The following is a 23882-nucleotide window of genomic DNA, read 5'->3' as shown; positions in this document are numbered from 1 at the left end:
GCCTTCGACTGCTGAGCGGACGACCAGGTTCGAACTGGCGACCTCAACCTTGGCAAGGTTGCGCTCTACCAACTGAGCTACGTCCGCATTGCCTCCAGTCGGCTTTCACCGACTGGCGCGAGCACCAGCCTACCTGATCCTCCCCCAGAGGGGGTGCCCCCAGTGTGGTCGGACCGGCGATGCAGAGCGGGTGACAGGAATTGCACACTGCGCCTTCCCCCTGGAAGGGGGATGTTCTGCTACTGAACTACACCCGCAAGCCTCCGTGAGCCGGGCCTTTCGGCCTTGCCCCTCGGCGTGCTCCAGACTCTAGCTGATCAGCAGGGGGGCAACGCAAGTCGGTTGCGCCGAGGGGCTGCTGGGGCGCTGTCGCGCCACCAGTGGGTGGCTACTGGGCGGCGGTGAAGGCCTCGTACACCTTCTTGGGGATGCGCCCCCGGGCCGGCACGTCGAACTTGTTGGCGAGGGCCCAGGCCCGGACCGCCGACGGGTCGGGGGCGACCTCCGTCTGCTTGTACGCCTTGCCGGAGCGCGACCGCTTGCGGCCGGCCTCCACGTACGGCTCCAGGGCCTTACGCAGTTTCTTGGCATTGGTTTGATTCAGGTCGATCTCGTACGACTTGCCGTCAAGTCCGAAGGCGATCGTTTCCGCCGCTTCCGAGCCGTCGATGTCGTCGGAGAGTGTGACCACGACACGCTGAGCCACGAATATCGGTCCCTTCGTGCGACACCTCTGCTACGACGTGCGAAGACGTCGGGAGATGTCGGCTGTCCGACTGTTATTGGGCAAAGTATCGGCTAATGCCTTTTCCTTTGTACAGTGCCCGGCATTGCAATGGGAAGCCCGACTAAATCTGTCCGTGTGTCTCCCGCGCAATAGACATCCTGGATGCGAACCCGGATCTTTCCCAGAACTTTTCGTGTTGGCGCCGGTCCGATACCGGATCGTGATGCCGTTCTCGTCGGTTCCCGTAGATTCCTACGAATCTACCCGCGTAGAAATTTTGTACGGGTAGTCTGAAGCGACCTGCTCAGCACCACACACCGGGAGTGCCAGTGGCACGCGTCGTAGTCGACGTCATGCTCAAGCCGGAGATCCTCGACCCCCAGGGCCAGGCGGTGCAGCGTGCACTGCCGCGTCTCGGTTTCGACGGTGTCTCCGACGTACGTCAGGGAAAGCGATTCGAACTGGAAGTTGACGGACCGGTGGACGACGCCGCGCTCGCCCGCATCCATGATCTTGCGGAATCCTTCCTCGCCAACACCGTGATCGAGGACTTCACCGTGAAGGTGGAGGAGATGGTGGGGGAAGAGAAGTGACTGCTCGTATTGGAGTCGTCACCTTTCCGGGTTCGCTGGACGACCGGGACACTCAGCGCGCGATCAGGCTCGCGGGTGCGGAGCCGGTGGCTCTCTGGCACAAGGACAAGGATCTCAAGCAGGTCGACGCGGTGGTTCTGCCGGGCGGTTTCTCGTACGGCGACTATCTGCGCGCGGGTGCCATCTCCCGTTTCTCCCCGGTGATGGAGTCGGTCATCGAGCAGGCGAAGTCGGGCATGCCGGTCCTCGGCATCTGCAACGGCTTCCAGATCCTCACCGAGGCGCATCTCCTCCCGGGCGCGATGCTCGGCAACAACCACCTGCACTTCATCTGCCGCGACCAGAAGCTGCGGGTGGAGAACGCGGACACGGCCTGGACCGTCGACTACGACGCCGGCCAGGAGATCCACATCCCGCTGAAGAACATGGACGGCCGGTACGTCGCCGACGAGCACACGCTCGACGAGCTGGAGGCGGAGGGCCGGGTGGTCTTCCGCTACCTGGACTTCAATCCGAACGGGTCACTGAACGACATCGCGGGCATCACGAACGCCGCCGGGAACGTCGTAGGCCTCATGCCGCACCCCGAGCACGCGGTCGAGCCGCTCATCGGGTCCGGCCGCACCGACGGCCTCCCCTTCTTCACCTCGATCCTCAAGAAGCTGGTCAACGCATGAGCCGGACGCCTCTGGACACGGTCGAGCACGCGGCCGAGACCCCCGACGTCGAGCTGCCCTGGGCCGAACTCGGCCTGAAGAAGGACGAGTACGAGCGGGTGGTCGAGATCCTCGGCCGCCGCCCGACCGGCGCCGAGCTGGCCATGTACTCGGTCATGTGGTCCGAGCACTGCTCCTACAAGTCGTCGAAGGTGCACCTGCGCCAGTTCGGCGAGAAGGCCCCGCAGTCCGACGCCCTGCTCGTCGGCATCGGCGAGAACGCGGGCGTGGTCGACGTCGGCCAGGGCTACGCGGTCACCTTCAAGGTCGAGTCGCACAACCACCCGTCCTACGTCGAGCCCTACCAGGGTGCGGCCACGGGCGTCGGCGGCATCGTGCGCGACATCATCGCGATGGGCGCGCGGCCGGTGGCGGTCGTGGACCCGCTGCGCTTTGGCGCGGCCGACCACCCCGACACCAAGCGCGTCCTCCCGGGCGTGGTGGCGGGCATCGGCGGCTACGGCAACTGTCTGGGCCTCCCGAACATCGGCGGCGAGGTCGTCTTCGACGCCTGCTACCAGGGAAACCCACTGGTCAACGCCGGTGCCATCGGCGTCATGCGGCACGAGGACATCCACCTCGCGAAGGCGTCGGGTTCGGGCAACAAGGTCATCCTGTACGGGGCTCGTACGGGCGGTGACGGCATCGGCGGCGCGTCGATCCTGGCGAGCGAGACCTTCGACGACGCCAAGCCGTCGAAGCGCCCCGCGGTCCAGGTGGGCGACCCCTTCCAGGAGAAGCTCCTCATCGAGTGCACCCTGGAGGCCTTCAAGGAGAAGCTGGTCGTCGGTATCCAGGACCTGGGTGCGGCGGGCCTGTCGTGCGCCACGTCCGAGCTGGCGTCCAACGGCTCCGGCGGCATGCGCGTGACCCTGGACGACGTACCCCTCCGCGACTCGACTCTCTCTCCCGAGGAAATCCTCATGAGCGAGTCGCAGGAACGCATGTGCGCGGTCGTGGAGCCGGAGAAGGTCGACCGGTTCCTGGAGATCTGCGACAAGTGGGATGTCATCGCCACGGTGATCGGTGAGGTCACCGACGGCGACCGGCTCGAAATCTTCTGGCACGGCGGCAAGATCGTCGACGTCGACCCGCGTACGGTCGCGCACGACGGCCCGGTCTACGAGCGCCCGTACGCCCGCCCGGACTGGCAGGACGCCCTCCAGGCGGACGACGCCAACAAGCTTGCGCGGCCGACGAGTTCGGATGAGCTGAAGGCGCAGGTCGTCCAGCTGGTCAGTTCCCCCAACCAGGCGTCCAAGTCCTGGATCACCTCCCAGTACGACCACTTCGTGCAGGGCAACACGGTGTTGGCCCAGCCCGAGGACTCCGGGATGATCCGCGTCGACGAGTCGACCGGCCTCGGTGTCGCCATCGCGACGGACGGCAACGGCCGCTACGCCAAGCTGGACCCGTACGCGGGCGCCCAGTTGGCGCTGTCGGAGGCGTACCGGAACGTGGCGACGACGGGTGCGAAGCCGCTCGCGGTGTCGGACTGCCTGAACTTCGGTTCGCCCGAAGACCCGGCGGTGATGTGGCAGTTCGCGGAGGCGGTACGTGGACTCGCGGACGCCTGCCAGCAGTTGGGCACCCCGGTGACGGGCGGCAACGTCTCCCTCTACAACCAGACCGGCGATGTCGCCATCCACCCCACGCCGGTCGTGGCGGTCCTGGGCGTCATCGACGACGTGGCACGGCGGACGCCGGTCGCGTTCCAGGAGGAGGGGCAGCTGCTGTACCTCCTCGGGGACACGCGCGAGGAGTTCGGCGGCTCGGCGTGGTCGCAGGTCGTGCACGACCACCTGGGTGGCCTGCCGCCCAAGGTCGACCTGGAGCGGGAGCGGCTGCTGGCCGAGATCCTGATCTCCGCGTCCCGTGACGGCATGATCGACTCGGCTCACGACCTGTCGGACGGCGGTCTGATCCAGGCGGTCGTGGAATCGGCGCTGCTGGGCGAGAAGGGCGCGCGTCTGGTCGTACCGGACGGGCTCGACGCCTTCACCCTCCTCTTCTCGGAGTCGGCGGGGCGTGCGGTGGTGGCCGTTCCGCGCTCGGAGGAACTCCGCTTCAACGACATGTGCGGGGCGCGGGGGCTGCCGGTGACGCGGATCGGTGTCGTCGACGGCGACTCGATCGAGCTGCAGGGCGAGTTCACGCTCACGCTGGCGGAACTGCGCGAGGCGCACGAGGGGACGATTCCCGCACTGCTGGCGTAGTCGGCAACGGGATCAACTGGGTTGGCGGAGGCCCCCGTTCGGACGTGAACCATGAGGTTCGCGTCCCGGACGGGGGCCTCTCCGTGCGTCGGCTCAGGACGGGCGTACCGGCAGGGTGACGGTCGCGGCCCTCAGCCCCGATGCCCTGGCCGTGAGGGTGAGGCGGCCCGGGGACTTGGCCGGGCGGAGGATCGTGAGGGCGCGGCCGTGCCAGGTATGGCGGCGGGGCTGCTGGAAGCTGTCGACGTTGTGCGGGTTGCCGTTGCCGACGCCCACCAACTCCCCGGCGCCTTCGACGGTGAAGGCCACCTCGTGCGTGGCGTCGGGCACGAGACGCCCGTGCCGGTCGACGACCTCGACGAGGACGTGGGCGAGGTCGTCGCGGCCGGTGGTGAGGGCTCTGACGTCAGGTACGAGGCGGAGGGCGACCGGAGCGCCCACGGTACGGAGGGTCTGCCGCCCGATCTCCTCGCCGCGGAGACTGGCGACGGCGGTCAACTCGCCGGGCGTGTAAGGGACGTTGAAGGTGGCCATGGCCCGCTCGGGTGCAGTGGCTGCCCCTTCGGGGAACTCGACGCCGTTGAGGAGGAGTCGGACGCTGTCACCGCCGGTGTAGACGTGCACCTTGAGTGGGGTGCCGGGCTCGACGCCCTCCCAGGTCCAGCTGGCCAGCTCGTCGAAGTAACCCCACCAGATGGCGACTTGCTCGGTGCCGGCCGGGGTGGGCCGCTCCACGAGCACCTCCACGGGACTGCGGCCCGTCACCGCGTCCCGCCAGTGGTTCTGCGGCTTGCGCTGCCCGATGAGGTCGAAGTCGCCGCAGTTCGCCTGGAAGTAGGGGTACGGATAGCCGAAGCCGCCCCAACCGTGGTGCAGTTCCCGGGAGATGGACCAGCCGGGCATGACGCTCTGGTCGCCGATGGTGGCCCCCGTCCCCACGGGAGGGATCGGCGTCTTGCCGATACCGGCCTCGCCGAGGTAGTCCCAGGCGGCCCAGACCCAGGTTCCGGTGGCCCAGGCGTGCTCGCGGGCGAAGTGGATGTCCTGGTAGATCGTGGCCGGGAACGTCTCGTTGTGGGTCATCGCCTTGGTGGGGTTGGCGGCGTGCATCTGGGCGTAGCCCTTGCCGTTGGCGTTGTAGTGCACGTCGCCGACATCGACGTAACTCCAGGAGGGATCACTGGCGGTGAAGGTGGACCCGCCGCCGAGGGTGCTGGGCCGGGTGGGGTCGAGGGAGCGGAGGAGGTCGGCCATCTCCGCACCCCGGTGACCGTTGGTGCGGTCGGTGATCTCGTTGCCGAGCGACCACATCACCACGCAGGGGTGATTGCGGTCGCGGAGGACAGTGCTCGTGAGATCCCGCTCCCACCACTCGGCGAAGTGCACGGAGTAGTCCTGGGGATTCTTCCCGGTGTCCCAGACGTCGAAGAACTCGTCCATCACCAGCATGCCCAACCGGTCGCAGGCGTCGAGGAGTTCGGGTGTGGGCGGGTTGTGGGCGGTGCGGATGGAGTTGAACCCGGCGGCCTTGAGGATCTCGACCCGACGTTCCTCCGACCGCCCGAGCGCGACGGCACCGAGCGGCCCGTGGTCGTGGTGAACATTCCCGCCCATGACCTCGACGGACTGGCCATTGAGGAGGAAACCGACCTCACCGTTCCAGACGATGGACCGGATCCCGAAGCGAGTGGTGACGGTGTCGACGACCCGCCCGCCGACCAGGACGTCGGCCCGCGCGGTGTAGAGGCTGGGCGAGTCGAGGGACCACAACGCGGCCTGACGGATGGGGAGTTCGAGTGCGGGGGTGACCGTTGCGCCCGACGCGACACTCTGCGCCGGCGCGTGGCGGGTGGCGACGATACGTCCGCGCGGGTCGAGAACGGTGACGCGTACGGAGGCGGAGGAGTCGTGGGCCCCGAGGTTGGCGACGGAGACGGCCACGCGGGCGAGCGACCGGTGCGGGCTGACCTCGGGCGTCGTGACGTGGACTCCCCAGAGGGGGATGCGTACGGGCCCGGTCACCGTGAGCCAGGTGTGGCGGTAGATGCCGGATCCGGAGTACCAGCGGCTGTTCTGGCCGCTGTTGTCGACACGGACGGCGAGGACGTTCGGGCCGGTGGGGTTCAGGTGGGGGGTGAGGTCGTGGGCGAATGAGGTGTAGCCGTAGGGGTGGAAGCCGAGGTGGACGCCGTTGAGCCAGACGTCGGCGTTCTGGTAGACGCCGTCGAACCGTAACTCGGCGTGAGGGGGGCTGGGTTCACCGGCGAGTTGATTGCCCCCGAAGTGCTTGCGGTACCAGCCGATCCCGCCGACCGTGTACCCGGTCGAGCCGCCGTTCTGGCTGCGCTGGGGGTCGAACGGGCCGATGACCGGGGGCGCTTGGGGTGCGGAGGGGTCGGGTTCCTTGGGCACGAGGAGCGACGGGTCGCTGGTGACGGCGCCGTCGGGGGAGGGGGCGTAGGGCAGGTCCTCGATGCTCCAGTCGTGGGGGAGGTCGAGGGGGCGCCAGGAGGTGTCGTCGTAGGCGGGGGCTTCGGCGCCGGGGGCGTCACCACGGTGAAAGAGCCAGCCTTCGTCGAAGGAACGTTCACGTGCATGTCCGCCGGTCACCTGCGGTTCCGCGGCTGCGGCGGCCACCTGCCCGCCTCCGGCGACCGCCGCTGATCCTGCGGCCACCGCGCCGAGCTGTAGGGCTGTACGCCGGGTGACACCGTCCGACGCGCTGCCGTCTATCCCGTTCATCGCCAACTCCTCCACACGTCAAGGAATTCGGTATATCGAACACCGGTCAGAATGCTGAACTGACGCAGGCATGACAGAACTAAGGCGAGGGGACGGCGACGTCAAGACATGCGACAACAACCGCTACTTGGAGATCAGGAAGACCCCGCCCGGGTTCACGCGCCCGGGCGGGATGCCGCGCGGCTCACCGCACGTAGTTCTTGAGGATCTCCGTGTCCAGCTCGATGCCGATCGGGTCGGGAAGGGCCACGTTCTCGCCGAACTTCGCCGTGCGGATGTCGCGGTAGCCGCCGACCTGCCGATCCGGGGAGCTGTGCACGGTGACGGTGCAGGAGTCCCGGTCGATCAGGAGGTACAGCGGGATGCCGGACTGGCCGTACGCGGCCGGCTTCTCGTGGCGGTCCCGTCGGTCGGTGTCCGAGTCGTACGAGGTGACCTCGACGACCATGAGCGCCCCGTCCGGGTCGGCCCACTCACCGTGCCCTGCGAAGTGGGCCTCGGGCGCGAGCACGGCACCCGGCTTCGCCCGGCCCTCCCCGTACGCCTCCACCCGCAGCCCTGTGCCCTGGTACAGGTCCAGATCGGGCCTGGCCTGCATGCAGCGCCGGGTCAGCCAGGTCAGGATGGTGCTCCGGTCCCCGTCGGCCGCCCTCTTGACCCCGAGCCGCCCGTTGAGGAACTCCAACGTGACGGTCTCGGGAGCGGCGGAGGCGATCGTTTCGAACTCCTCCACCGACATCTGGGCCGTGCGCTCGGCTTCAACGGTCACGCTGCGCCCACCCGCGCTTCGGCATCGGCATACGCGAAGTCGTACGCGCCCCAGTCCGTGAGCAGGCGGTAGCCGATTCGCTTGTAGAGGGCGTTGCTCGTGGGGTTGTTCGGGTCCGTGTACAGGACGACATCCGTCGCGCCCGCTTCCAGCGCCGCCCGGCTCACCTCGACCGTCACGGCAGCCGCGTAACCGCGACCGCGCAGGTGGGCCGGCGTGTAGACGGGGTCCACCCGGACCTGGCCGCCGACCAGGGGGTTCACGCCCGCCATGGAGACGGGTGTGCCGTCCGGGGTCTCCCAGTAGGTGTAGGTCTTCTCGCCGAAGCGGGTGCCGGCCCAGGTGTCGGCGTTGATGGTGACGTCTTCCCCGAAGAACTCCGCGGCCTCACGGCACCACTGCATCAGGTGCTCCTGGTCCGCCTCGCCCACGGGTCGGCCCCGACCCGCCGGCATCGGCTCCGGCGGGGTGAGCGTGCCGAGGCGGTACAGGTGGATCCGGGTACTGAACGTCGGAGTCGCGCCCGTGTGCCGCTGCCAGGCCTCGGCGAAGACGGTCGCGGTGTCGATGTCCCCGCCGACGCCCGGGGGCCGGTGACCGAGGCCGACCAGATGGGCGGCGAGACCATCGGCCTGCTCGGGAGTGAGGGAGGTGACGCTCAGACGCTTCTGCGGGGTGAGCCGAAAGAAGGCGGCGGTGACCTCGCCGTCCTGCTCCAGCCGGCCGAAGACGGGGTCCTGGGCGGTGCTCGCGCCCGGCCCGTCCGTGCGCACCTGCTCGATGGTCGTCAGCGCGGTGGTGTGCAGAGCGGGCCGTGAGCGCAGGAAATCCCCGGCAAGGGCAGAAAACTCGTGCACGTCTTCGGTGAGGTACCAGCCATCCGAACGCATGCCTCATGGTTTCGGATCCACGTCGCCGCCAGCAACGCGATTGCCGTCAGGGCCCGGCGAAGAAAGGCTGGTTGACGCGGCGCAGGCAGCGCACGCGTACGTGGTCCGACCAGGCCCGGTGCCCTGGTCGGCCGTGCCCAGGGCGACCAGCGGGGCGTTGCCGGGCTGTTGGCAGAGGGCACAGATGTGGGTCCTGCGGAGGCACGCGGAACACATACGGCCGGTGTTTTCGAGGGTCCCGTAGCGCAGGAACGGGGCGCGGCCGACCTTGCAGACGTCACAGAGTGGCTCGTTCTCGATGCTGGCGGCGACATCGCTCACGCGGCACTGACGCTCGGTGGAGTCGGCGAGCCGTACCCAGAGGAGGTCGTCCTCGGCATCGGCCTCCGGGTAACCGGACCCGACCTGCACGACGACACCCTCGACGGGCTCGGGCGCCTCACGCTCACGGAGGAAGGGCGGGACGAAGGTGGTCCCTTGGACTCGGTCGCCCAGGATGAAGTGGACGTCGGTGAGGGCACTGTTTCGGCGGCGGGGCTCAGGGGTGGTCATGGGGACAACGGTTCCGTCGATCCAACGGCCAGGCAATCGAACGAGGGAATCCCACACGAAGTGGTATATGCCTGAAAGTCGGGAAGTGCCTGCGGGAGGTTGGCTGATGCTGTCACACTCTGGGCACGGACAGTGATTTGCCCGGCACGGGCAGCCAACTGGCAGGCATCGACGTACGGTTGACCTGCTTGGCCGCGAAAGGAACGGACACGGTGGCAGCGAAAACGGGGCCGACGATTCGGCGGATGCAACTCGGCCAGGAGCTGCGGCGGTTGCGCGAGCAGGTGGAGCGGGAGGACGGCACCGGGCGGGGGTTGACGAGGATCCAGGCGGTCAAGGGAACGAGCGTCTCGGAGTCGACCCTGCACCGCGTGGAGAAGGGACTGACCAGCCTTCCCAAGGTGCAGGAGCTGAGGGAGCTGCTCGACCGGTACGGCGTGACGGACCCCGACGACGTGGACTTCCTGTTGGACATCCACAAGAACTCGCTGAACCGGGGTTGGTGGTCGCCGTATCGCACGTTCATGCCGTCCGGCTTCAACATCAGCCTGGGCCTTGAAGGCGATGCCAAGATCCTCAGGGTCTACCAACCGGACGTCATGTTCGGCCTGTTCCAGACATCGGGGTATGCGCGGGCCCAGTTCGAGGCCGCCAAGCCGATCGACGAGCGTACGACCGAGTTCGTCGAGCGGAACGTCGAGATCAGGATGCGCCGCAAGGAGGCCATCACCCGAAGTGACAGTCCGGTCGAGGTCCACGCGATCCTCGACGAAGCAGTGCTCAGGCGGGTGTTCGGCGGCCCGGAGGTGATGCGGGAGCAGTACGAGCACCTGGCCGAACTGGCTGCGCTGGAACATGTCACTGTGCAGATCCTGCCGATGAGTCAGCCGATCTACCGGTGCAGCCAGAACTTCACCCTCATGGAGTTCCCGACCCCGCTGCCCACGGTGGTGAGCATCGACGGTTTCAGCGCGGTGGGCGTCACTGACAAGGACACGGAGATCTGGGCGTACAAGCGCCGGTTCGACGCCATGCGAGCCGAAGCCGGCGGCCCCAGGGAAACGCCCGAATTCCTGAAGCGAGCAGCACGAGAGTTGGACGAAGCATGAGTACTCACCACAACGGCACCTGGTTCAAGTCGTCCTACAGCGACGAAACAGGCGGGACCTGCGTCGAAGTCGCCCACCCCACCCCAGCCCACCCCCGTATAGGCGTCCGCGACTCCAAGCACCCTCAAGGCGGCCCCACCCTCCTCCTCCCCCCAAAAGCCTTCGCAGCCCTCCTGACCCACCTCCGGAGCTGACCCCCCGATGCCCCCAGCCAGAAAACCAAAGCCCCGCACCTACGACCCCACCAAAACCCGCACCGCAGTCCTCACCCAGTACGCCAACATCCGCACCGCCGCCCTCACCCTCACCCCCGCCCAACTGGCCCTCCCCACCCGCCTGGGCGACTGGACCGTCCGTGATCTGGTCGCCCACATCTCGATGGCCGCCGGCAGCATCAGCCTGGCCCTCGACCGGGACGAGCCGGCGAAGGCCGACATCGGCGTCCTCGACTACCCGTTCGCCACCGCGTCCTTCGCCGATGCCATCGCGGAGGACAGTCATGACCTCGCCGAGCGCACCCCCGACCTCAACACCCTCCTCACCCACACCGAGGAACGCCTCACCGAACACCTCACAGGCGTCGCAGACACCCGCGTCCTCGCGGTCCGGATCGGCTCCGTCACCCTCGTCGACTTCCTGGTCACCCGTACCGTCGAACTCGTCGTCCACACCGACGACCTGAACGACGCAGTCCCGGGCCTCGACATCCCGTACGACCGCCAGGCCCTCGCCACCTGTACCCGCCTCCTCGCCGACACCCTCGCCGCCAAGGCCCCCGGCGGCTCCACGGAGGTCCGGATCCCGCCGTACGCCGTGGTGCAGTGCGTCGAGGGTCCGAGGCACACCCGTGGCACCCCGCCCAACGTCGTCGAGACCGACCCGCTGACCTGGATCCGCCTGGCCACCGGCCGGGTCACCTGGACCGACGCCCTCGACAAGGCCCAGGTCAACGCGAGCGGCGAACGCGCCGACCTCGGAGACCTGCTCCCCCTCATGTCCTGACGGCGGCCCCCGTACGACGACATTGCGCCGAACGCACAAGAGACAGCCGGACGGGAACCGCCCACCCGCCCCTTCCGTCCCACCGGCATGAAAACGCAGCGACTGACGAGCCTCAGCCTCGGCCTCCTGACCCTCACCGTGCTGCCCCTCGCCGCGGCCTGTGGCAGCGAGAAGGACAGCGGCGGCAGCCAGACCGTCGGGACGGGGTCCGGGACCGCGGACGTCACCGGCGTCCACTGGACCGTCGACGACCTCACCGTCGACGGGAAGAAGAGCGACGCACCGGCCAGCGCCTGGCTGAAGATCGCCAAGAACGGCGAGGTCAGCGGCAACCTCGGCTGCAACGGCTTCGGTGCCGAGGCCACCGTCGACGGCGACGAGATCGCCCTCGGACAGTTCCTGTCGACCGACATGGCCTGCGCCTCGATGGGCTTCGAGAACACCCTCACCAAGGCCCTCAAGGACGGCACCCTCACCGCCAAGGGCACCGAAAGCGCCAAGAACGCCCAGCAGCTCACCCTCACCACCAAGACCGGCGACACCATCCACCTCACCGAGGAGAAGGCCGCCGCCCTCTACGGCACCAAGTGGACGATCACGACACTCGGTGCCACCAGCGACGGCACAGGCGACAGCGACAGCGCGGCCGTCTCCCCCCTCCCCTCCGGCGCCGACGCCTACCTCGTCCTCGACCAGAAGAAGGGGACCGTCAGCGGCAAGGCTGGGTGCAACAACGTTTCTGCCGATGCGACGGTCAGCGACGGCACTATCACTTTCGGCAGCCCGTCGACCACCCGAAGGATGTGCGACGGCTCACTCATGGAGGCCGAGAAGACACTGCTGGGTCTCTTCGACGGCAAGGCGACATACAAGATCGATCACCGGAGCATGACGCTGACCAGCGCAGACGGCGCCACGGTCAGCGCGACGGCCGCCGATTGAGCCCTTACCGCAGTCCACGGCCGCGCAGCGCCCCTGTGTCACAGTCGCATTCCCTAATTCGGACCAGTGGTCGATCTCGCCTACACTCGGTGGCGTGCCACGTGGTGACGGTCGACTCAGTCATGATCTGCTCCCCGGCGAGAAAGGCCCCCAGGACGCTTGCGGCGTCTTCGGGGTCTGGGCCCCCGGCGAAGAGGTCGCCAAGCTCACTTACTTCGGGCTCTACGCCCTACAGCATCGAGGCCAGGAATCCGCGGGAATCGCGGTCAGCAACGGCTCCAAGATCCTTGTCTTCAAGGACATGGGCCTCGTCTCCCAGGTCTTCGACGAGACCTCTCTCGGCGCCCTCCAGGGGCATATCGCGGTCGGTCACGCCCGCTACTCGACCACCGGCGCCTCCACCTGGGAGAACGCCCAGCCCACCTTCCGCGCGACCGGCCACGGCTCCATCGCCCTCGGCCACAACGGCAACCTCGTCAACACGGCGCAGCTCGCCGAGATGGTCGCCGACCTGCCCAAGCAGCACGACGGCCGCACTCCGCGCGTCGCGGCGACCAACGACACCGATCTGTTGACGGCCCTCCTGGCCGCCCAGAACGACGACGACGGCAAGCCCCTCACCATCGAAGAGGCCTCCGCGCGGATACTCCCGCAGGTCAAGGGCGCCTTCTCGCTCGTCTTCATGGACGAGAACACGCTCTATGCCGCCCGTGACCCGCAGGGCATCCGCCCGCTGGTCCTCGGCCGCCTCGAGCGCGGCTGGGTCGTCGCCTCCGAGTCCGCCGCCCTCGACATCTGCGGCGCCGCCTATGTGCGCGAGATCGAGCCGGGCGAGTTCGTCGCCATCGACGAGAACGGCCTGCGAACCTCCCGATTCGCGGAAGCGAAGCCCAAGGGCTGTGTCTTCGAGTACGTCTATCTCGCCCGCCCGGACACCGACATCGCCGGCCGGAACGTGTACCTCTCCCGCGTCGAGATGGGTCGGAAACTCGCCAAGGAAGCCCCTGTCGAGGCCGACCTGGTGATAGCGACCCCGGAATCCGGCACCCCGGCCGCCATCGGCTACGCGGAGGCCTCCGGAATCCCCTTCGGCGCCGGCCTCGTCAAGAACGCCTATGTCGGACGTACGTTCATCCAGCCCTCCCAGACGATCCGGCAGCTCGGTATCCGGCTGAAGCTGAACCCGCTGAAGGAAGTCATCAAGGGCAAGCGCCTGGTCGTCGTCGACGACTCGATCGTGCGCGGCAACACCCAGCGCGCGCTGGTTCGCATGCTCCGGGAGGCCGGGGCGGCCGAGGTCCACATCCGGATCTCGTCCCCGCCCGTCAAGTGGCCCTGCTTCTTCGGCATCGACTTCGCGACCCGCGCCGAGCTGATCGCCAACGGCATGACCATCGACGAGATCGGCACCTCGCTGGGCGCCGACTCCCTCTCGTACATCTCCCTCGACGGCATGATCGAGGCGACCACCATCGCCAAGCCGAACCTGTGCCGCGCCTGCTTCGACGGCGAGTACCCGATGGACCTCCCGGACCCCGAACTGCTCGGCAAGCAGCTCCTGGAGACCGAGCTGGCCGCAGGGCCCGCCGCCACGGCCGCGGCCGACGCGATCCGTCGCCCGTAAGCCCGTAAGCAGCCATAAACCTGCACTACGAGCAGTACGACACGAAAGTTCTCACAAGTCATGCCTGAGACCCCTGGGACCGCTGGTGCCAGCTACGCAGCCGCCGGCGTCGACATCGAGGCGGGCGACCGCGCCGTCGAGCTGATGAAGGAGTGGGTGAAGAAGACGCAGCGCCCCGAGGTCCTCGGCGGCCTCGGCGGTTTCGCCGGCCTCTTCGACGCCTCCGCCCTCAAGCGCTACGAGCGCCCGCTGCTCGCCTCCGCGACCGACGGCGTCGGCACGAAGGTCGACATCGCCCGCCAGCTCGGCGTGTACGACACCATCGGCCACGACCTGGTCGCCATGGTGATGGACGACATCGTGGTGTGCGGCGCCGAACCGCTGTTCATGACGGACTACATCTGCGTCGGCAAGGTGCACCCCGAGCGCGTCGCCGCGATCGTCAAGGGCATCGCCGAGGGCTGCGTACTGGCCGGATGCGCTCTGGTCGGCGGCGAGACGGCCGAACACCCGGGCCTGCTCGGTCCGGACGACTTCGACGTCGCCGGCGCCGGTACGGGCGTCGTGGAGGCCGACCGGCTGCTGGGCGCGGATCGTATCCGTACGGGTGACGCGGTCATCGCCATGGCGGCCTCGGGGCTTCACTCGAACGGGTACTCACTCGTCCGGCATGTCCTCCTGAACCAGGCGGGCCTGTCCCTGGACGCGCACATCGACGACTTCGGCCACACCCTCGGCGAGGAACTCCTGGTCCCCACCAAGATCTACTCCCTGGACTGCCTGGCCCTCACCCGCACCACGGACGTCCACGCCTACTCCCACATCACCGGCGGCGGCCTGGCCGCCAACCTGGCCCGTGTGATCCCGGACACCCTCCACGCGATCGTCGACCGCTCCACCTGGACCCCGGCCCCGATCTTCGACCTGGTCGGCAAGACAGGCGCGGTAGAACGCCTGGAACTCGAAAAGACCCTGAACATGGGCGTGGGCATGATCGCCATCGTCCCCGAGGAGTCGGCGGACGCAGCCCTGACCACTCTGGCGGACCGAGGCGTAGAAGCCTGGGTAGCAGGCGAAATCACAGACCGAGGCAACCACAAGACAGGCGCAGAACTGGTAGCCGACTACGCAGGCAGATGACGCCTGGGGGCGGCCGGCGCAGCCGCCGCCCCCAGGGGCGCGGGGAACTGCGCGACCAGCCACAACGCACCGAAAGCCGCCAATCCACAGCACCCCCGACCCAATAGGCGCCCAGCCCAAGTGGAACGAAAACGCACGAAACCCGGTCCGGCGAATCGCCCCGGACCGGGAGAGGTGCAGCTGATGCCTACAGGTACAGGATCTGTGTCGACATGTTCAGCGCGCCGCAGGCAGACGTAAAACGTCAAGCACCGCGACGTTGTTGCGACGAGGGGCCTGAGGACTGGTCGTCCTCATCCTCATCGTCGTCGTTGTACAGATCCGCGTACTGAGCGTACGGGTCGTCTTCTTCCTCGTCGTCGTCCTCGAACGGCTCGCCATTCGGCGGCTGGCTCGAAGTCGAAGCGCCCAGCTCATTGGCCAGACGCGAGAGGTCAGTCCCGCCGCTGCTGTACTTCAGCTGGCGGGCGACCTTCGTCTGCTTGGCCTTTGCCCGGCCGCGCCCCATGGCTCGACCCCCTCGGATACGGGGCTCGGTGGCCCCAGAGTCTTGACACGCGTTCATGATCTGGAACGGGCTCTCCGCAGAGAGACCGGTCCGTAGGGCTTCCACGGTACCTGAGCCCACGCCCATACGGTACGTCGCCCGCAGCACGTGCCGATGCCCAGAACCCGCGAGGTGCCCTGTCCCCGCTGGTCAACCGCGATTTTAACCACTTCTTCGCGGCCGACCCGCCGACGGGAGTGAGAGTTCTCTCCAACACCCCGCCGGCAGGTACCTCCGCGCTCCGTGGACCTACCGGTTCCGCCGGGCCTCCGCCATCCGCTGCTCGGCGATCCGGTCGGCCGCCGCGGCCGGCGGAATCCCGTCCGTCTTCGCACGTGCGAATATGGCCAGCGTGGTGTCGTAGATCCGGGCCGCTTTCGCCTTGCACCGCTCGAAGTCGAACCCGTGCAGTTCGTCGGCCACCTGGATCACGCCACCGGCGTTCACGACGTAGTCGGGCGCGTAGAGGATCCCGCGGTCCGCTAGGTCCTTCTCGACGCCCGGGTGCGAGAGCTGGTTGTTGGCGGCGCCGCACACGATCTCGGCGGTCAGCACGGGCACGGTGTCGTCGTTCAGGGCTCCGCCGAGCGCGCAGGGCGCGTAGACGGACAGCCCGTCGACGCGGATCAGCTCGTCCGTGTCCGCGACGGCCAGTACGTTCCGATGCCGCTCGGTGATCCGCCGTACGGCCTCCTCGCGCACGTCCGTGACGAAGACCTCGGCGCCTTCCGCCACCAGGTGGTCCACGAGGTGGTGCCCGACCTTGCCGACGCCCGCGATGCCGATCCGCTTGGCGCGCAGCGACGGATCGCCCCACAGATGCTGGGCGGAGGCCCGCATGCCCTGATACACGCCGAAGGCGGTCAGCACGGACGAATCACCCGCGCCGCCGTTCTCCGGGGACCGCCCGGTAGTCCAGCGGCACTCGCGCGCGACCACGTCCATGTCGGCCACATACGTACCGACGTCGCACGCGGTGACGTACCGCCCGCCGAGCGAGGCCACGAACCGCCCGTACGCGAGAAGCAGTTCCTCGCTCTTGATGGTGTCCGGGTCGCCGATGATCACGGCCTTGCCGCCGCCGTGGTCGAGACCGGCCATGGCGTTCTTGTACGACATCCCGCGCGCGAGGTTCAGCGCGTCGGCGACGGCCTCCGCCTCGGTCGCGTACGGATAGAAGCGGGTGCCGCCGAGCGCGGGGCCCAGGGCGGTGGAGTGGATGGCGATGACGGCCTTGAGGCCGGAGGGCCGGTCCTGGCAGAGCACGACTTGCTCATGACCCCCCTGGTCCGAGTGGAACAGGGTGTGCAGTACATCAGCAGGCGCGCCGGTTACGTCGGTCACTGTGGTGACTCCAGGGTAAGTAGCGGCGGTTGGGGCTGGAGCCCGTACGGGTGGCGGGCCTCCGTGGGCATGAGAGTAAAGCCCCTCCCCGGCCTCCGTACGCCAACCGTCCCCGCAGTGCCAAGGATCACCCACGGGTGACGTGGGACCGTACGAGGGTTTGCATAATTTTCCCGTGCTGCTGTGTGCTGGTTCTGCGGTTTATCTGGGTTTTCCTGGCTGTCCAGGGGGGAGGGAGCAGGCGTGCCCAAGGTGTCCTCGGTGATCGTTCCGTACGCGTCCTACTTGCGCGTCTACGAGCCGCTGGCGGCCTTTCCGGAGCCGGAGCGCGGCCACTGGGCGCGCTACGCCCGGCGGCCCGACCGGCCCTCGTACCAGGACGAACTGCGCCGTTCCCTGGCCGACCTGCTGCCCACACCGCCGGTCGCGGTGCCGGTGCACGAGAGCGCCGACGCGTTCGTGACCGAGGTCGACGGGGTGGTCTGCGTCTGCCCCTGGCGCACCCGGCTGCGCGGCTGGCAGGCACTGGGCGAGCTGGCCGGGGAACTGCCCGCGCCGGTCCTGGACGCCGTTCTGCCGCCTCTCGTACGCCATCAGGCCACCCAGGACTACGAGCGCTGGCTGACCCGCAACCCGGACGCCCGCCCATGGATCCGCACGGCGACCTGGGAGGTGCCGCTGAACTGGTTCGTGCTGGTCTCCGACGAGGAGCGCGAGTACGACAGGGGTTCGGGGGCCGACGAGGGCGCGGCGCCGCCCGTCCTGCGCTACCGGACGCCGATGGTCCAGGCGCGGCGGCGCGTGGCACGGGGGCTGCGGACCCTGCGGGACACCCTCGACGAGGGGCCGCTGATCGACGAGCTGCTGGACGTCGGGCGGTGGCTGGAGGAGTTCCATCCGCGGGCACTGGTCGAGCTGGACTACGGCGGGCTCGTGCATGTGCTGCCGGCCGGTGAGCTGGCCGGGGACCACTCGGCGGCGGACGTGGCCGAAGGCATCGAGGCGCTGCGCGACGGGGACGGCGAGGCGGCCGGGGAGGCGTACGGGCGGCTCGTGGACCGGTGGCGGGCGGTGCGGGACCGGCGGTCGGCGAACTGACCGTCGTCCCCGCTCAGGACTGACGGTTCGTCAAAAAAGGACTCCCTGGAACGTGAGTTCCATTTTTGTGGGACGCTCTTGGGGCTGCCGTGGGACGTAGGTCCCGATCCGGGCGTTTGTGTCAAGCGTGACGGACCGCACGTACAGGTGGCTTGCGTCCCTTGCCCCTCCTCGTGCCAAAATAGGACAAGGAGTCCGGGGGAGGCTCTATCTGCCCATCTTTGGGTGGAATCTCTGCATTGCACGCTATGGGGGGTCTCGTGACTCCTGATCGCCAGTGTGACTGATCGTCACAGTGGCGTGACTGTCCGCTATGGCATGGTCCATTGGCTTCCGTCGCCGATGGACACCTGGGAGGGCAATTCCATCGGTTTGGCCTACGCGGTTGGACAGATGGTGTAGTTGTAGTGCCGAGGACAAGCCGTTCGTCCTATAACCGACTCGACCCGCGTCCGCCATTTCGGGCAACGCGGGTCAAGGTGCAGAATTTAGAGGAATGAACCGAGAAGGTTCGGTTCTCCCGAGGAGGCCGCTCATGACCGCTCGCACCCCTGATGCCGAGCCGCTGCTGACCCCGGCTGAGGTCGCCACCATGTTCCGCGTCGACCCCAAGACGGTCACGCGGTGGGCGAAGGCCGGCAAGCTCACATCCATTCGCACGCTCGGCGGACACCGCCGTTACCGCGAGGCCGAGGTTCGCGCTCTGCTTGCGGGCATTCCGCAGCAGCGCAGCGAGGCCTGACCAACTGAACAGTCGGACGTTTCGGCAGGTCCCCCAACTATCGGCCGAGCCGTCCGGCGGCAACACCAGCAAGAACAGCAGTAGCAACAGCACCAACAGCTTCAACGACGTGGGTCTGCCCCAACAGGCCTGACGCTCAAGGCAGTTCCGTCAGTTCCATGGCTTCAAGCGTGCGTCGTAGAGATCGCGCTGGACTCCGCCGAGTCCAGCGCGATCTTTTTTGTGCCCTTCGTGGGTGGTGGCACGGGGTGGCACGTGGTGCTGTGAGCGGGCTTGTTGGAGTCTGAGGAGGCTGGTGCAATTGCACATATTAAATTGACCGGTTGTAGGAGGTGGGTAAGAACCCACCTTTTGAAAACTCATGCGGTGACACCCGTCACATGCCCTGCGCCTTGTTGACGGAGTGGCAAGAGTGCTAGTGGGGCGTGCTGTTGGCACCGGGTGCCTCGTCCGCCTCGGTGCTCGTCTCCGTGTCCGAGTGCTCCAGGGCGAGCCTCAGTAACCGGTGGCAGATCGGACAGTGCCGCGTGAGATGGCGGTACCCGCTGGCGGCCGACAGATGTGCCCGAAGCAGAGCACGCGTCTCATGCCGCCGCGTGGACGCCGCCATACGCCACCTCCAGAAGGGGGACAGGGCAACGAGGGCCCTGCTCTCTGGGTACCGGGGGGAGACGGTGCCGTCAATACGGCGACAACGCGACGCACGCGCCGAAGGCGGGGTCGCGGCATGCGAAAGGCCCGCGTCCGTTGCCGGATGCGGGCCTCGTTCTTCACTGCGGTCCTGACGGGATTTGAACCCGCGGCCTCCACCTTGACAGGGTGGCGAGCACTCCAAACTGCTCCACAGGACCAGGTTTCGCGGCACTTGATGTTGCGCTGTGCTGCGAAAAGAGACTGTACAGGAGGGTGAGCCCAGGGTCGAACTCACCCAGCGTGCCGGGGGCGTTACGGCGCCTGGGCGTCGATCGCCTTCACGATCCGCTTGTCCGACACCGGGTACGCCGTGCCCAGCGCGTGGGCGAAGTAGCTGACGCGGAGTTCCTCGATCATCCAGCGGATGTCGGTCACCGCCGAGGGCACCGGGCGCCCCTGCGGCAGCTGTTCCAGCAGCCACGCGTACTCGTCCTGCATCTCGTGCACCTTCTCCATGCGGGTGGTGTCCCGCTGGACGTTGGTGGGCATCTGCTGCAGGCGCCGGTCCACGGCGACGAGGTAGCGCATCAGGTCGGGCAGCCGGCGCAGACCGGCGGCGGTCACGAAGCCGGGCCGTACGAGGGCGTCCAGCTGCTTCCGTACGTCCGTCAGGTTCGGGAGCAGCACAGCGCTCCGTACGCCCTTCAGACGGCGCTCACAGGCCTGCCAGGCGGCCAGCACCTGCTGCACCTGGCCGACCGCACGGACCGTCGTGTCGACGATCTCCGCGCGGACCTTGTCGTACAGCTTCCGGTGCGACTCCTCGTCCCACGCTGGGCCCCCGAAATCGGCGATCAGCTTGTCGGCCGCGGCCATCGCGCAGTCGTCGAAGAGGGCCTGGATCGAACCGTGCGGATTGGCCGACAGCGCGAGCTTCTGAGCGTTGGTCAACTTCTCGGAAGCGAACTTCGCAGGGTTGACCGGGATGTTGCGCAGAATGAGCCGCCGGCTGCCCTTCCACATCGCCTGCTGCTGCTCCGCCTCGGTGTCGAAGAGGCGTACGGAGACGGTGTCGCCGTTGTCGACCAGCGCCGGGTACGCCTTCACGGGCTGGCCGGCCCGGCGCGTCTCGAAGAGGGGCGTGAGGGTCCCGATCGACCAGTCGGTCAGGCCCGTGCGTTCCAGGGACTCGCCGCCCGCGCGCTCTGCCGTGGCCGCCGCGGCTTGGGAGATGGCCTGGCGTGCCTTCGGCTTGAGCCGGAGACGCAGCACCTCAAGGTCCTTGTCCTCGGCCAGCTTGCGACGCCGCTCGTCGACGATCCGGAAGGTGACGCGGAGATGGTCGGGGACCCGGTCCTGGTCGAAGTCGTCAGCGGAGAAGGGGACTCCGACCATGAGCCTCAACTCGCGGGCCATGGTGGTGGTCAGCGGCTCCTGGAGGGGTGTCGCGGTGTCCAGGAAGCGCTTGGCGAAGTTGGGGGCCGGGACGTAGTGGCGGCGGATCGGCTTGGGGAGGGAGCGGATCAGCTCCGTGACCAGTTCCTCCCTCAGCCCTGGGATCTGCCAGTCGAAGCCCTCGTCCGTCACCTGGTTCAGCACCTGGAGCGGGATGTGGACGGTCACGCCGTCCGCGTCCGCACCTGGCTCGAACTGATACGTCACCCGGAACTTCAACTGCCCCTGGTGCCAGGTGTCCGGATAGTCGTCCTTGCTGACGTCACCGGCGCGCTCGTTGATGAGCATCGCCCGCTCGAAGTCGAGGAGTTCGGGCTCCTCGTGCCGCTTGTGCTTCCACCAGGAGTCGAAGTGGGCGCCGGAGACGACGTGTTCGGGAACTCGTTGGTCGTAGAAGTCGAAGAGGGTCTCGTCATCCACGAGGATGTCGCGGCGCCGGGCCCGGTGCTCCAACTCCTCGACCTCGGTGAGGAGTCGGCGGTTGTCCGCGAAGAACTTGTGGTGCGTCCGCCAGTCGCCCTCGACCAGCGCGTTCCGGATGAACAGCTCGCGGGAGACCTCGGCGTCGATCCGCCCGTAGTTCACCTTCCGCTGCGCGACGATCGGTACGCCGTACAGCGTCACCTTCTCGTACGCCATCACCGCCGCCTGGTCCTTCTCCCAGTGCGGCTCGCTGTACGTGCGCTTGAGGAGGTGCTCGGCGAGGGGCTCGACCCACTCGGGTTCGATGCGCGCGTTGACGCGGGCCCACAGCCGCGAGGTCTCCACGAGTTCCGCCGACATCACGAAGCGCGGGGGCTTCTTGAACAGGGCGGATCCGGGGAAGATCGCGAACTTGGCGTTGCGGGCACCGACGTACTCGTTCTTGCCGGAGGCGGTGCGGGGGCTGTCGCCGGTGGTCGTGGAGCTGCCCGCCGTCGCGGCCTTCGTCGGTACGTCCTTCATCCCGATGTGGGAGAGGAGGCCGGCCAGGAGGGAGACGTGGACGCTCTGCTCGGGGGCGTCGTCCTCGTTGAGGTGGATGCCCATCTGGCGGGCCACGGTACGGAGTTGGCTGTAGATGTCCTGCCACTCGCGGATACGCAGGAAGTTCAGGTACTCCTGCTTGCACATCCGCCGGAACGAAGACGAGCCGCGCTCCGCCTGCTGCTCACGGACGTACCGCCAGAGATTGAGGAACGCGAGGAAGTCGGAGGTCTCGTCGCGGAAGCGGGCGTGCTGCTGGTCGGCCTGCGTCTGCTTCTCGGCGGGGCGTTCGCGCGGGTCCTGGATGGAGAGCGCGGCGGCGATCACCATGACCTCGCGCACACAGCCGTTCTTGTCGGCCTCCAGGACCATCCGGGCCAGCCGGGGGTCGACGGGGAGCTGCGCGAGCTTGCGCCCGGTGTCCGTGAGGCGTTTCCTCGGGTCCTTCTGGGCCGGGTCGAGGGCGTTGAGCTCCTGGAGCAGCTGGACGCCGTCGCGGATGTTGCGGTGGTCCGGCGGGTCGATGAAGGGGAACTTCTCGATCTCGCCGAGACCGGCCGCGGTCATCTGGAGAATGACGGAGGCGAGGTTCGTACGGAGGATCTCGGCGTCCGTGAACTCCGGGCGGGTGAGGAAGTCGTCCTCGGAGTACAGCCGGATACAGATGCCGTCGCTGGTCCGTCCGCAGCGGCCCTTGCGCTGGTTGGCGCTGGCCTGGGAGATCGCCTCGATGGGCAGCCGCTGGACCTTGGTGCGGTGGCTGTAGCGGGAGATACGGGCGAAGCCCGGGTCGATGACGTACTTGATGCCCGGGACGGTGAGCGAGGTCTCGGCGACGTTGGTCGCCAGAACGATCCTGCGCCCGGTGTGTTGCTGGAACACGCGGTGCTGCTCGGCGTGGGAGAGCCGGGCGTAGAGAGGGAGGACTTCCGTGAACCGGTAGTTCTTCTTGGTCAGCGCGTCGGCGGTGTCGCGGATCTCGCGCTCGCCGGAGAGGAAGACGAGGATGTCGCCCTTGCCCTCGCCCTGAAGCTCCTCGACGGCGTCGCAGATAGCGGTGATCTGGTCGCGGTCGGAATCGTCGGAGTCCTCTTCGAGGAGAGGCCGATAACGGACCTCGACGGGATAGGTCCGCCCGGAGACCTCCACGATCGGAGCATCCCCGAAGTGCCGGGAGAAACGCTCGGGATCGATGGTGGCGGAGGTGATGACGACCTTCAGATCCGGCCGCTTGGGCAGCAGCTGGGCCAGATACCCCAGCAGGAAGTCGATGTTGAGGGACCGCTCGTGGGCCTCGTCGATGATGATCGTGTCGTAGGCGCGCAGCTCGCGGTCGGTCTGGATCTCGGCGAGCAGGATGCCGTCGGTCATCAGCTTGATGAAGGTGGCGTCCGGGTTCACCTGGTCGGTGAACCGCACTTTCCAGCCAACGGCTTCACCGAGAGGCGTGTCCAGCTCGTCGGCGACGCGCTCGGCGACGGTACGGGCGGCGATACGACGGGGCTGGGTGTGCCCGATCATGCCGCGCACGCCACGCCCCAGCTCGACGCAGATCTTCGGAATCTGGGTGGTCTTGCCGGAGCCGGTCTCACCGGCCACGATGACGACCTGGTGATCGCGGATGGCGTCCGCGATGACGTCCTTCTTCTGGCTGACGGGCAGTTGCTCGGGATAGCTGACGGAGGGCACACGGCTGCGCCGCTCGGCCATGCGCAACTCGCCCTTGGCGACCTCCGCCTCGATCTCGGCGACGACGGCGGCACGGGCTTCCGGCTTACGGATCTTGCGCGCACCTTCGAGCCTGCGCCCGAGCCGGTGCGCGTCGCGCAGGGACAGCTCGGTCAGGCGGGGGGCGAGATCACCGAGGGCGGAAGCGGCGGGGCCGGGGGCGGAGGCGGGATGCGTAGACATACGCGATCCAGGATCTCACCTCGGCCAAATTACTGGCGAACCCTTTTGTCTCGCCCCCGCCGCCCCTACCCGTCCCATCCTTCTGGGGGCTGCGCCCCCAGACCCCCGCTCCGGCCCTGAACGGGCCTTGTCCTCAAACGCCGGACGGGCTGACTACCCAGCCC

General features: G+C 67.9%; 20 protein-coding genes and 3 tRNA genes. 11 read left to right on the top strand and 12 right to left on the bottom strand.

Annotated elements, in window-relative coordinates; translation table 11 throughout:
• Window positions 1–14 precede the first annotated feature (14 nt).
• The 3 genes from ACWCRB_RS39630 to ACWCRB_RS39620 all read right to left on the bottom strand — a co-directional run bounded on the left by ACWCRB_RS39630 (window position 15) and on the right by ACWCRB_RS39620 (window position 706).
• Window positions 15–87 (bottom strand) — tRNA-Gly (locus ACWCRB_RS39630).
• Window positions 88–185: 98 nt separating this feature from the next.
• Window positions 186–257 (bottom strand) — tRNA-Gly (locus ACWCRB_RS39625).
• A gap of 131 nt (window positions 258–388) precedes the next feature.
• The gene (locus ACWCRB_RS39620; RefSeq protein WP_369037066.1) at window positions 389–706 is read right to left on the bottom strand and encodes a histone-like nucleoid-structuring protein Lsr2; all 318 of its coding nucleotides are present in this window, start codon (window positions 704–706) and stop codon (window positions 389–391) included.
• A gap of 350 nt (window positions 707–1056) precedes the next feature.
• On the opposite strand from ACWCRB_RS39620, the gene purS reads away from it, so the two are divergent.
• The 3 genes from purS to purL are packed head-to-tail and all read left to right on the top strand — an operon-like array spanning window position 1057 to window position 4252.
• Complete coding sequence (gene purS / locus ACWCRB_RS39615; protein ID WP_235476986.1) at window positions 1057–1320, top strand: phosphoribosylformylglycinamidine synthase subunit PurS; 264 nt, start codon at window positions 1057–1059, stop codon at window positions 1318–1320.
• On the top strand, window positions 1317–1997 hold the full coding sequence (gene purQ / locus ACWCRB_RS39610; RefSeq protein ID WP_451000695.1) for a phosphoribosylformylglycinamidine synthase subunit PurQ: 681 nt from the start codon (window positions 1317–1319) through the stop codon (window positions 1995–1997). The genes purS and purQ overlap by 4 nt, the downstream gene beginning before the upstream one ends.
• Window positions 1994–4252 carry a phosphoribosylformylglycinamidine synthase subunit PurL gene (gene purL, locus ACWCRB_RS39605; protein ID WP_451000694.1) on the top strand — a complete coding sequence of 753 codons (2259 nt, stop codon included), beginning with the start codon at window positions 1994–1996 and terminating at the stop codon, window positions 4250–4252. The genes purQ and purL overlap by 4 nt, the downstream gene beginning before the upstream one ends.
• A 93-nt stretch (window positions 4253–4345) precedes the next feature.
• On the opposite strand, the gene ACWCRB_RS39600 is transcribed toward purL, so the two are convergent.
• The 4 genes from ACWCRB_RS39600 to ACWCRB_RS39585 form a co-directional block, all read right to left on the bottom strand.
• Window positions 4346–6994: a glycoside hydrolase family 2 TIM barrel-domain containing protein gene (locus tag ACWCRB_RS39600; protein WP_451000693.1), complete on the bottom strand. Its 2649-nt coding sequence runs from the start codon at window positions 6992–6994 to the stop codon at window positions 4346–4348.
• Between the two features lie 184 nt (window positions 6995–7178).
• Window positions 7179–7763, bottom strand: a complete 585-nt coding sequence (locus tag ACWCRB_RS39595) for a Uma2 family endonuclease (RefSeq protein WP_451000692.1) — start codon at window positions 7761–7763, stop codon at window positions 7179–7181.
• Window positions 7760–8653 carry a GNAT family N-acetyltransferase gene (locus ACWCRB_RS39590; protein ID WP_451000691.1) on the bottom strand — a complete coding sequence of 298 codons (894 nt, stop codon included), beginning with the start codon at window positions 8651–8653 and terminating at the stop codon, window positions 7760–7762. Before ACWCRB_RS39590 ends, ACWCRB_RS39595 begins: the two co-directional genes overlap by 4 nt.
• Before the next feature lie 3 nt (window positions 8654–8656).
• Window positions 8657–9205, bottom strand: coding sequence for a hypothetical protein (locus ACWCRB_RS39585; RefSeq protein WP_451000690.1), 549 nt, complete (start codon window positions 9203–9205; stop codon window positions 8657–8659).
• 212 nt (window positions 9206–9417) lie between these two features.
• Between ACWCRB_RS39585 and ACWCRB_RS39580 the strand changes: the two genes are divergently transcribed.
• The 6 genes from ACWCRB_RS39580 (at window position 9418) to purM (ending at window position 15022) form a co-directional block, all read left to right on the top strand.
• A complete protein-coding gene (locus ACWCRB_RS39580; protein ID WP_451000689.1) occupies window positions 9418–10314 on the top strand; it encodes a helix-turn-helix domain-containing protein in 897 nt (298 codons plus the stop codon).
• Entirely contained in the window at window positions 10311–10508 is a 198-nt protein-coding gene (locus ACWCRB_RS39575) for a DUF397 domain-containing protein (RefSeq protein WP_451000688.1), read from the top strand. Before ACWCRB_RS39580 ends, ACWCRB_RS39575 begins: the two co-directional genes overlap by 4 nt.
• 7 nt (window positions 10509–10515) lie before the next feature.
• The gene (locus ACWCRB_RS39570) at window positions 10516–11316 is read left to right on the top strand and encodes a sterol carrier family protein (RefSeq protein WP_451000687.1); all 801 of its coding nucleotides are present in this window, start codon (window positions 10516–10518) and stop codon (window positions 11314–11316) included.
• A gap of 87 nt (window positions 11317–11403) precedes the next feature.
• On the top strand, window positions 11404–12258 hold the full coding sequence (locus tag ACWCRB_RS39565; protein ID WP_451000686.1) for an META domain-containing protein: 855 nt from the start codon (window positions 11404–11406) through the stop codon (window positions 12256–12258).
• 94 nt (window positions 12259–12352) lie between these two features.
• Window positions 12353–13882 carry an amidophosphoribosyltransferase gene (gene purF, locus ACWCRB_RS39560; RefSeq protein WP_451000685.1) on the top strand — a complete coding sequence of 510 codons (1530 nt, stop codon included), beginning with the start codon at window positions 12353–12355 and terminating at the stop codon, window positions 13880–13882.
• Window positions 13883–13942: 60 nt separating this feature from the next.
• A complete protein-coding gene (gene purM / locus ACWCRB_RS39555; protein WP_451000684.1) occupies window positions 13943–15022 on the top strand; it encodes a phosphoribosylformylglycinamidine cyclo-ligase in 1080 nt (359 codons plus the stop codon).
• Window positions 15023–15266: 244 nt separating this feature from the next.
• Here the strand turns inward: purM and ACWCRB_RS39550 are convergent, their stop codons facing one another.
• Both ACWCRB_RS39550 and ACWCRB_RS39545 read right to left on the bottom strand, forming a co-directional pair.
• Window positions 15267–15530, bottom strand: a complete 264-nt coding sequence (locus tag ACWCRB_RS39550) for a DUF3073 domain-containing protein (protein ID WP_105975228.1) — start codon at window positions 15528–15530, stop codon at window positions 15267–15269.
• Window positions 15531–15818: 288 nt separating this feature from the next.
• Entirely contained in the window at window positions 15819–16913 is a 1095-nt protein-coding gene (locus ACWCRB_RS39545) for a Leu/Phe/Val dehydrogenase (RefSeq protein ID WP_451000683.1), read from the bottom strand.
• Window positions 16914–17156: 243 nt separating this feature from the next.
• On the opposite strand from ACWCRB_RS39545, the gene ACWCRB_RS39540 reads away from it, so the two are divergent.
• Window positions 17157–18011 carry a hypothetical protein gene (locus ACWCRB_RS39540; protein ID WP_451000682.1) on the top strand — a complete coding sequence of 285 codons (855 nt, stop codon included), beginning with the start codon at window positions 17157–17159 and terminating at the stop codon, window positions 18009–18011.
• Between the two features lie 535 nt (window positions 18012–18546).
• Window positions 18547–18753, top strand: coding sequence for a developmental transcriptional regulator BldC (gene bldC, locus ACWCRB_RS39535; protein WP_003949541.1), 207 nt, complete (start codon window positions 18547–18549; stop codon window positions 18751–18753).
• Window positions 18754–19168: 415 nt separating this feature from the next.
• Here the strand turns inward: bldC and ACWCRB_RS39530 are convergent, their stop codons facing one another.
• The 3 genes from ACWCRB_RS39530 to hrpA all read right to left on the bottom strand — a co-directional run bounded on the left by ACWCRB_RS39530 (window position 19169) and on the right by hrpA (window position 23718).
• Window positions 19169–19363 carry a DUF6274 family protein gene (locus tag ACWCRB_RS39530; RefSeq protein ID WP_451000681.1) on the bottom strand — a complete coding sequence of 65 codons (195 nt, stop codon included), beginning with the start codon at window positions 19361–19363 and terminating at the stop codon, window positions 19169–19171.
• Window positions 19364–19529: 166 nt separating this feature from the next.
• Window positions 19530–19604 (bottom strand) — tRNA-Asp (locus tag ACWCRB_RS39525).
• A gap of 94 nt (window positions 19605–19698) precedes the next feature.
• Window positions 19699–23718, bottom strand: a complete 4020-nt coding sequence (gene hrpA, locus ACWCRB_RS39520) for an ATP-dependent RNA helicase HrpA (protein ID WP_451000680.1) — start codon at window positions 23716–23718, stop codon at window positions 19699–19701.
• Between the last annotated feature and the right edge of the window lie 164 nt (window positions 23719–23882).

The organism is Streptomyces sp. NPDC002156 (assembly GCF_053593675.1).
Note: the sequence above shows the minus strand (reverse complement) of the source record. Positions and strands in the feature narration are given on the sequence as shown.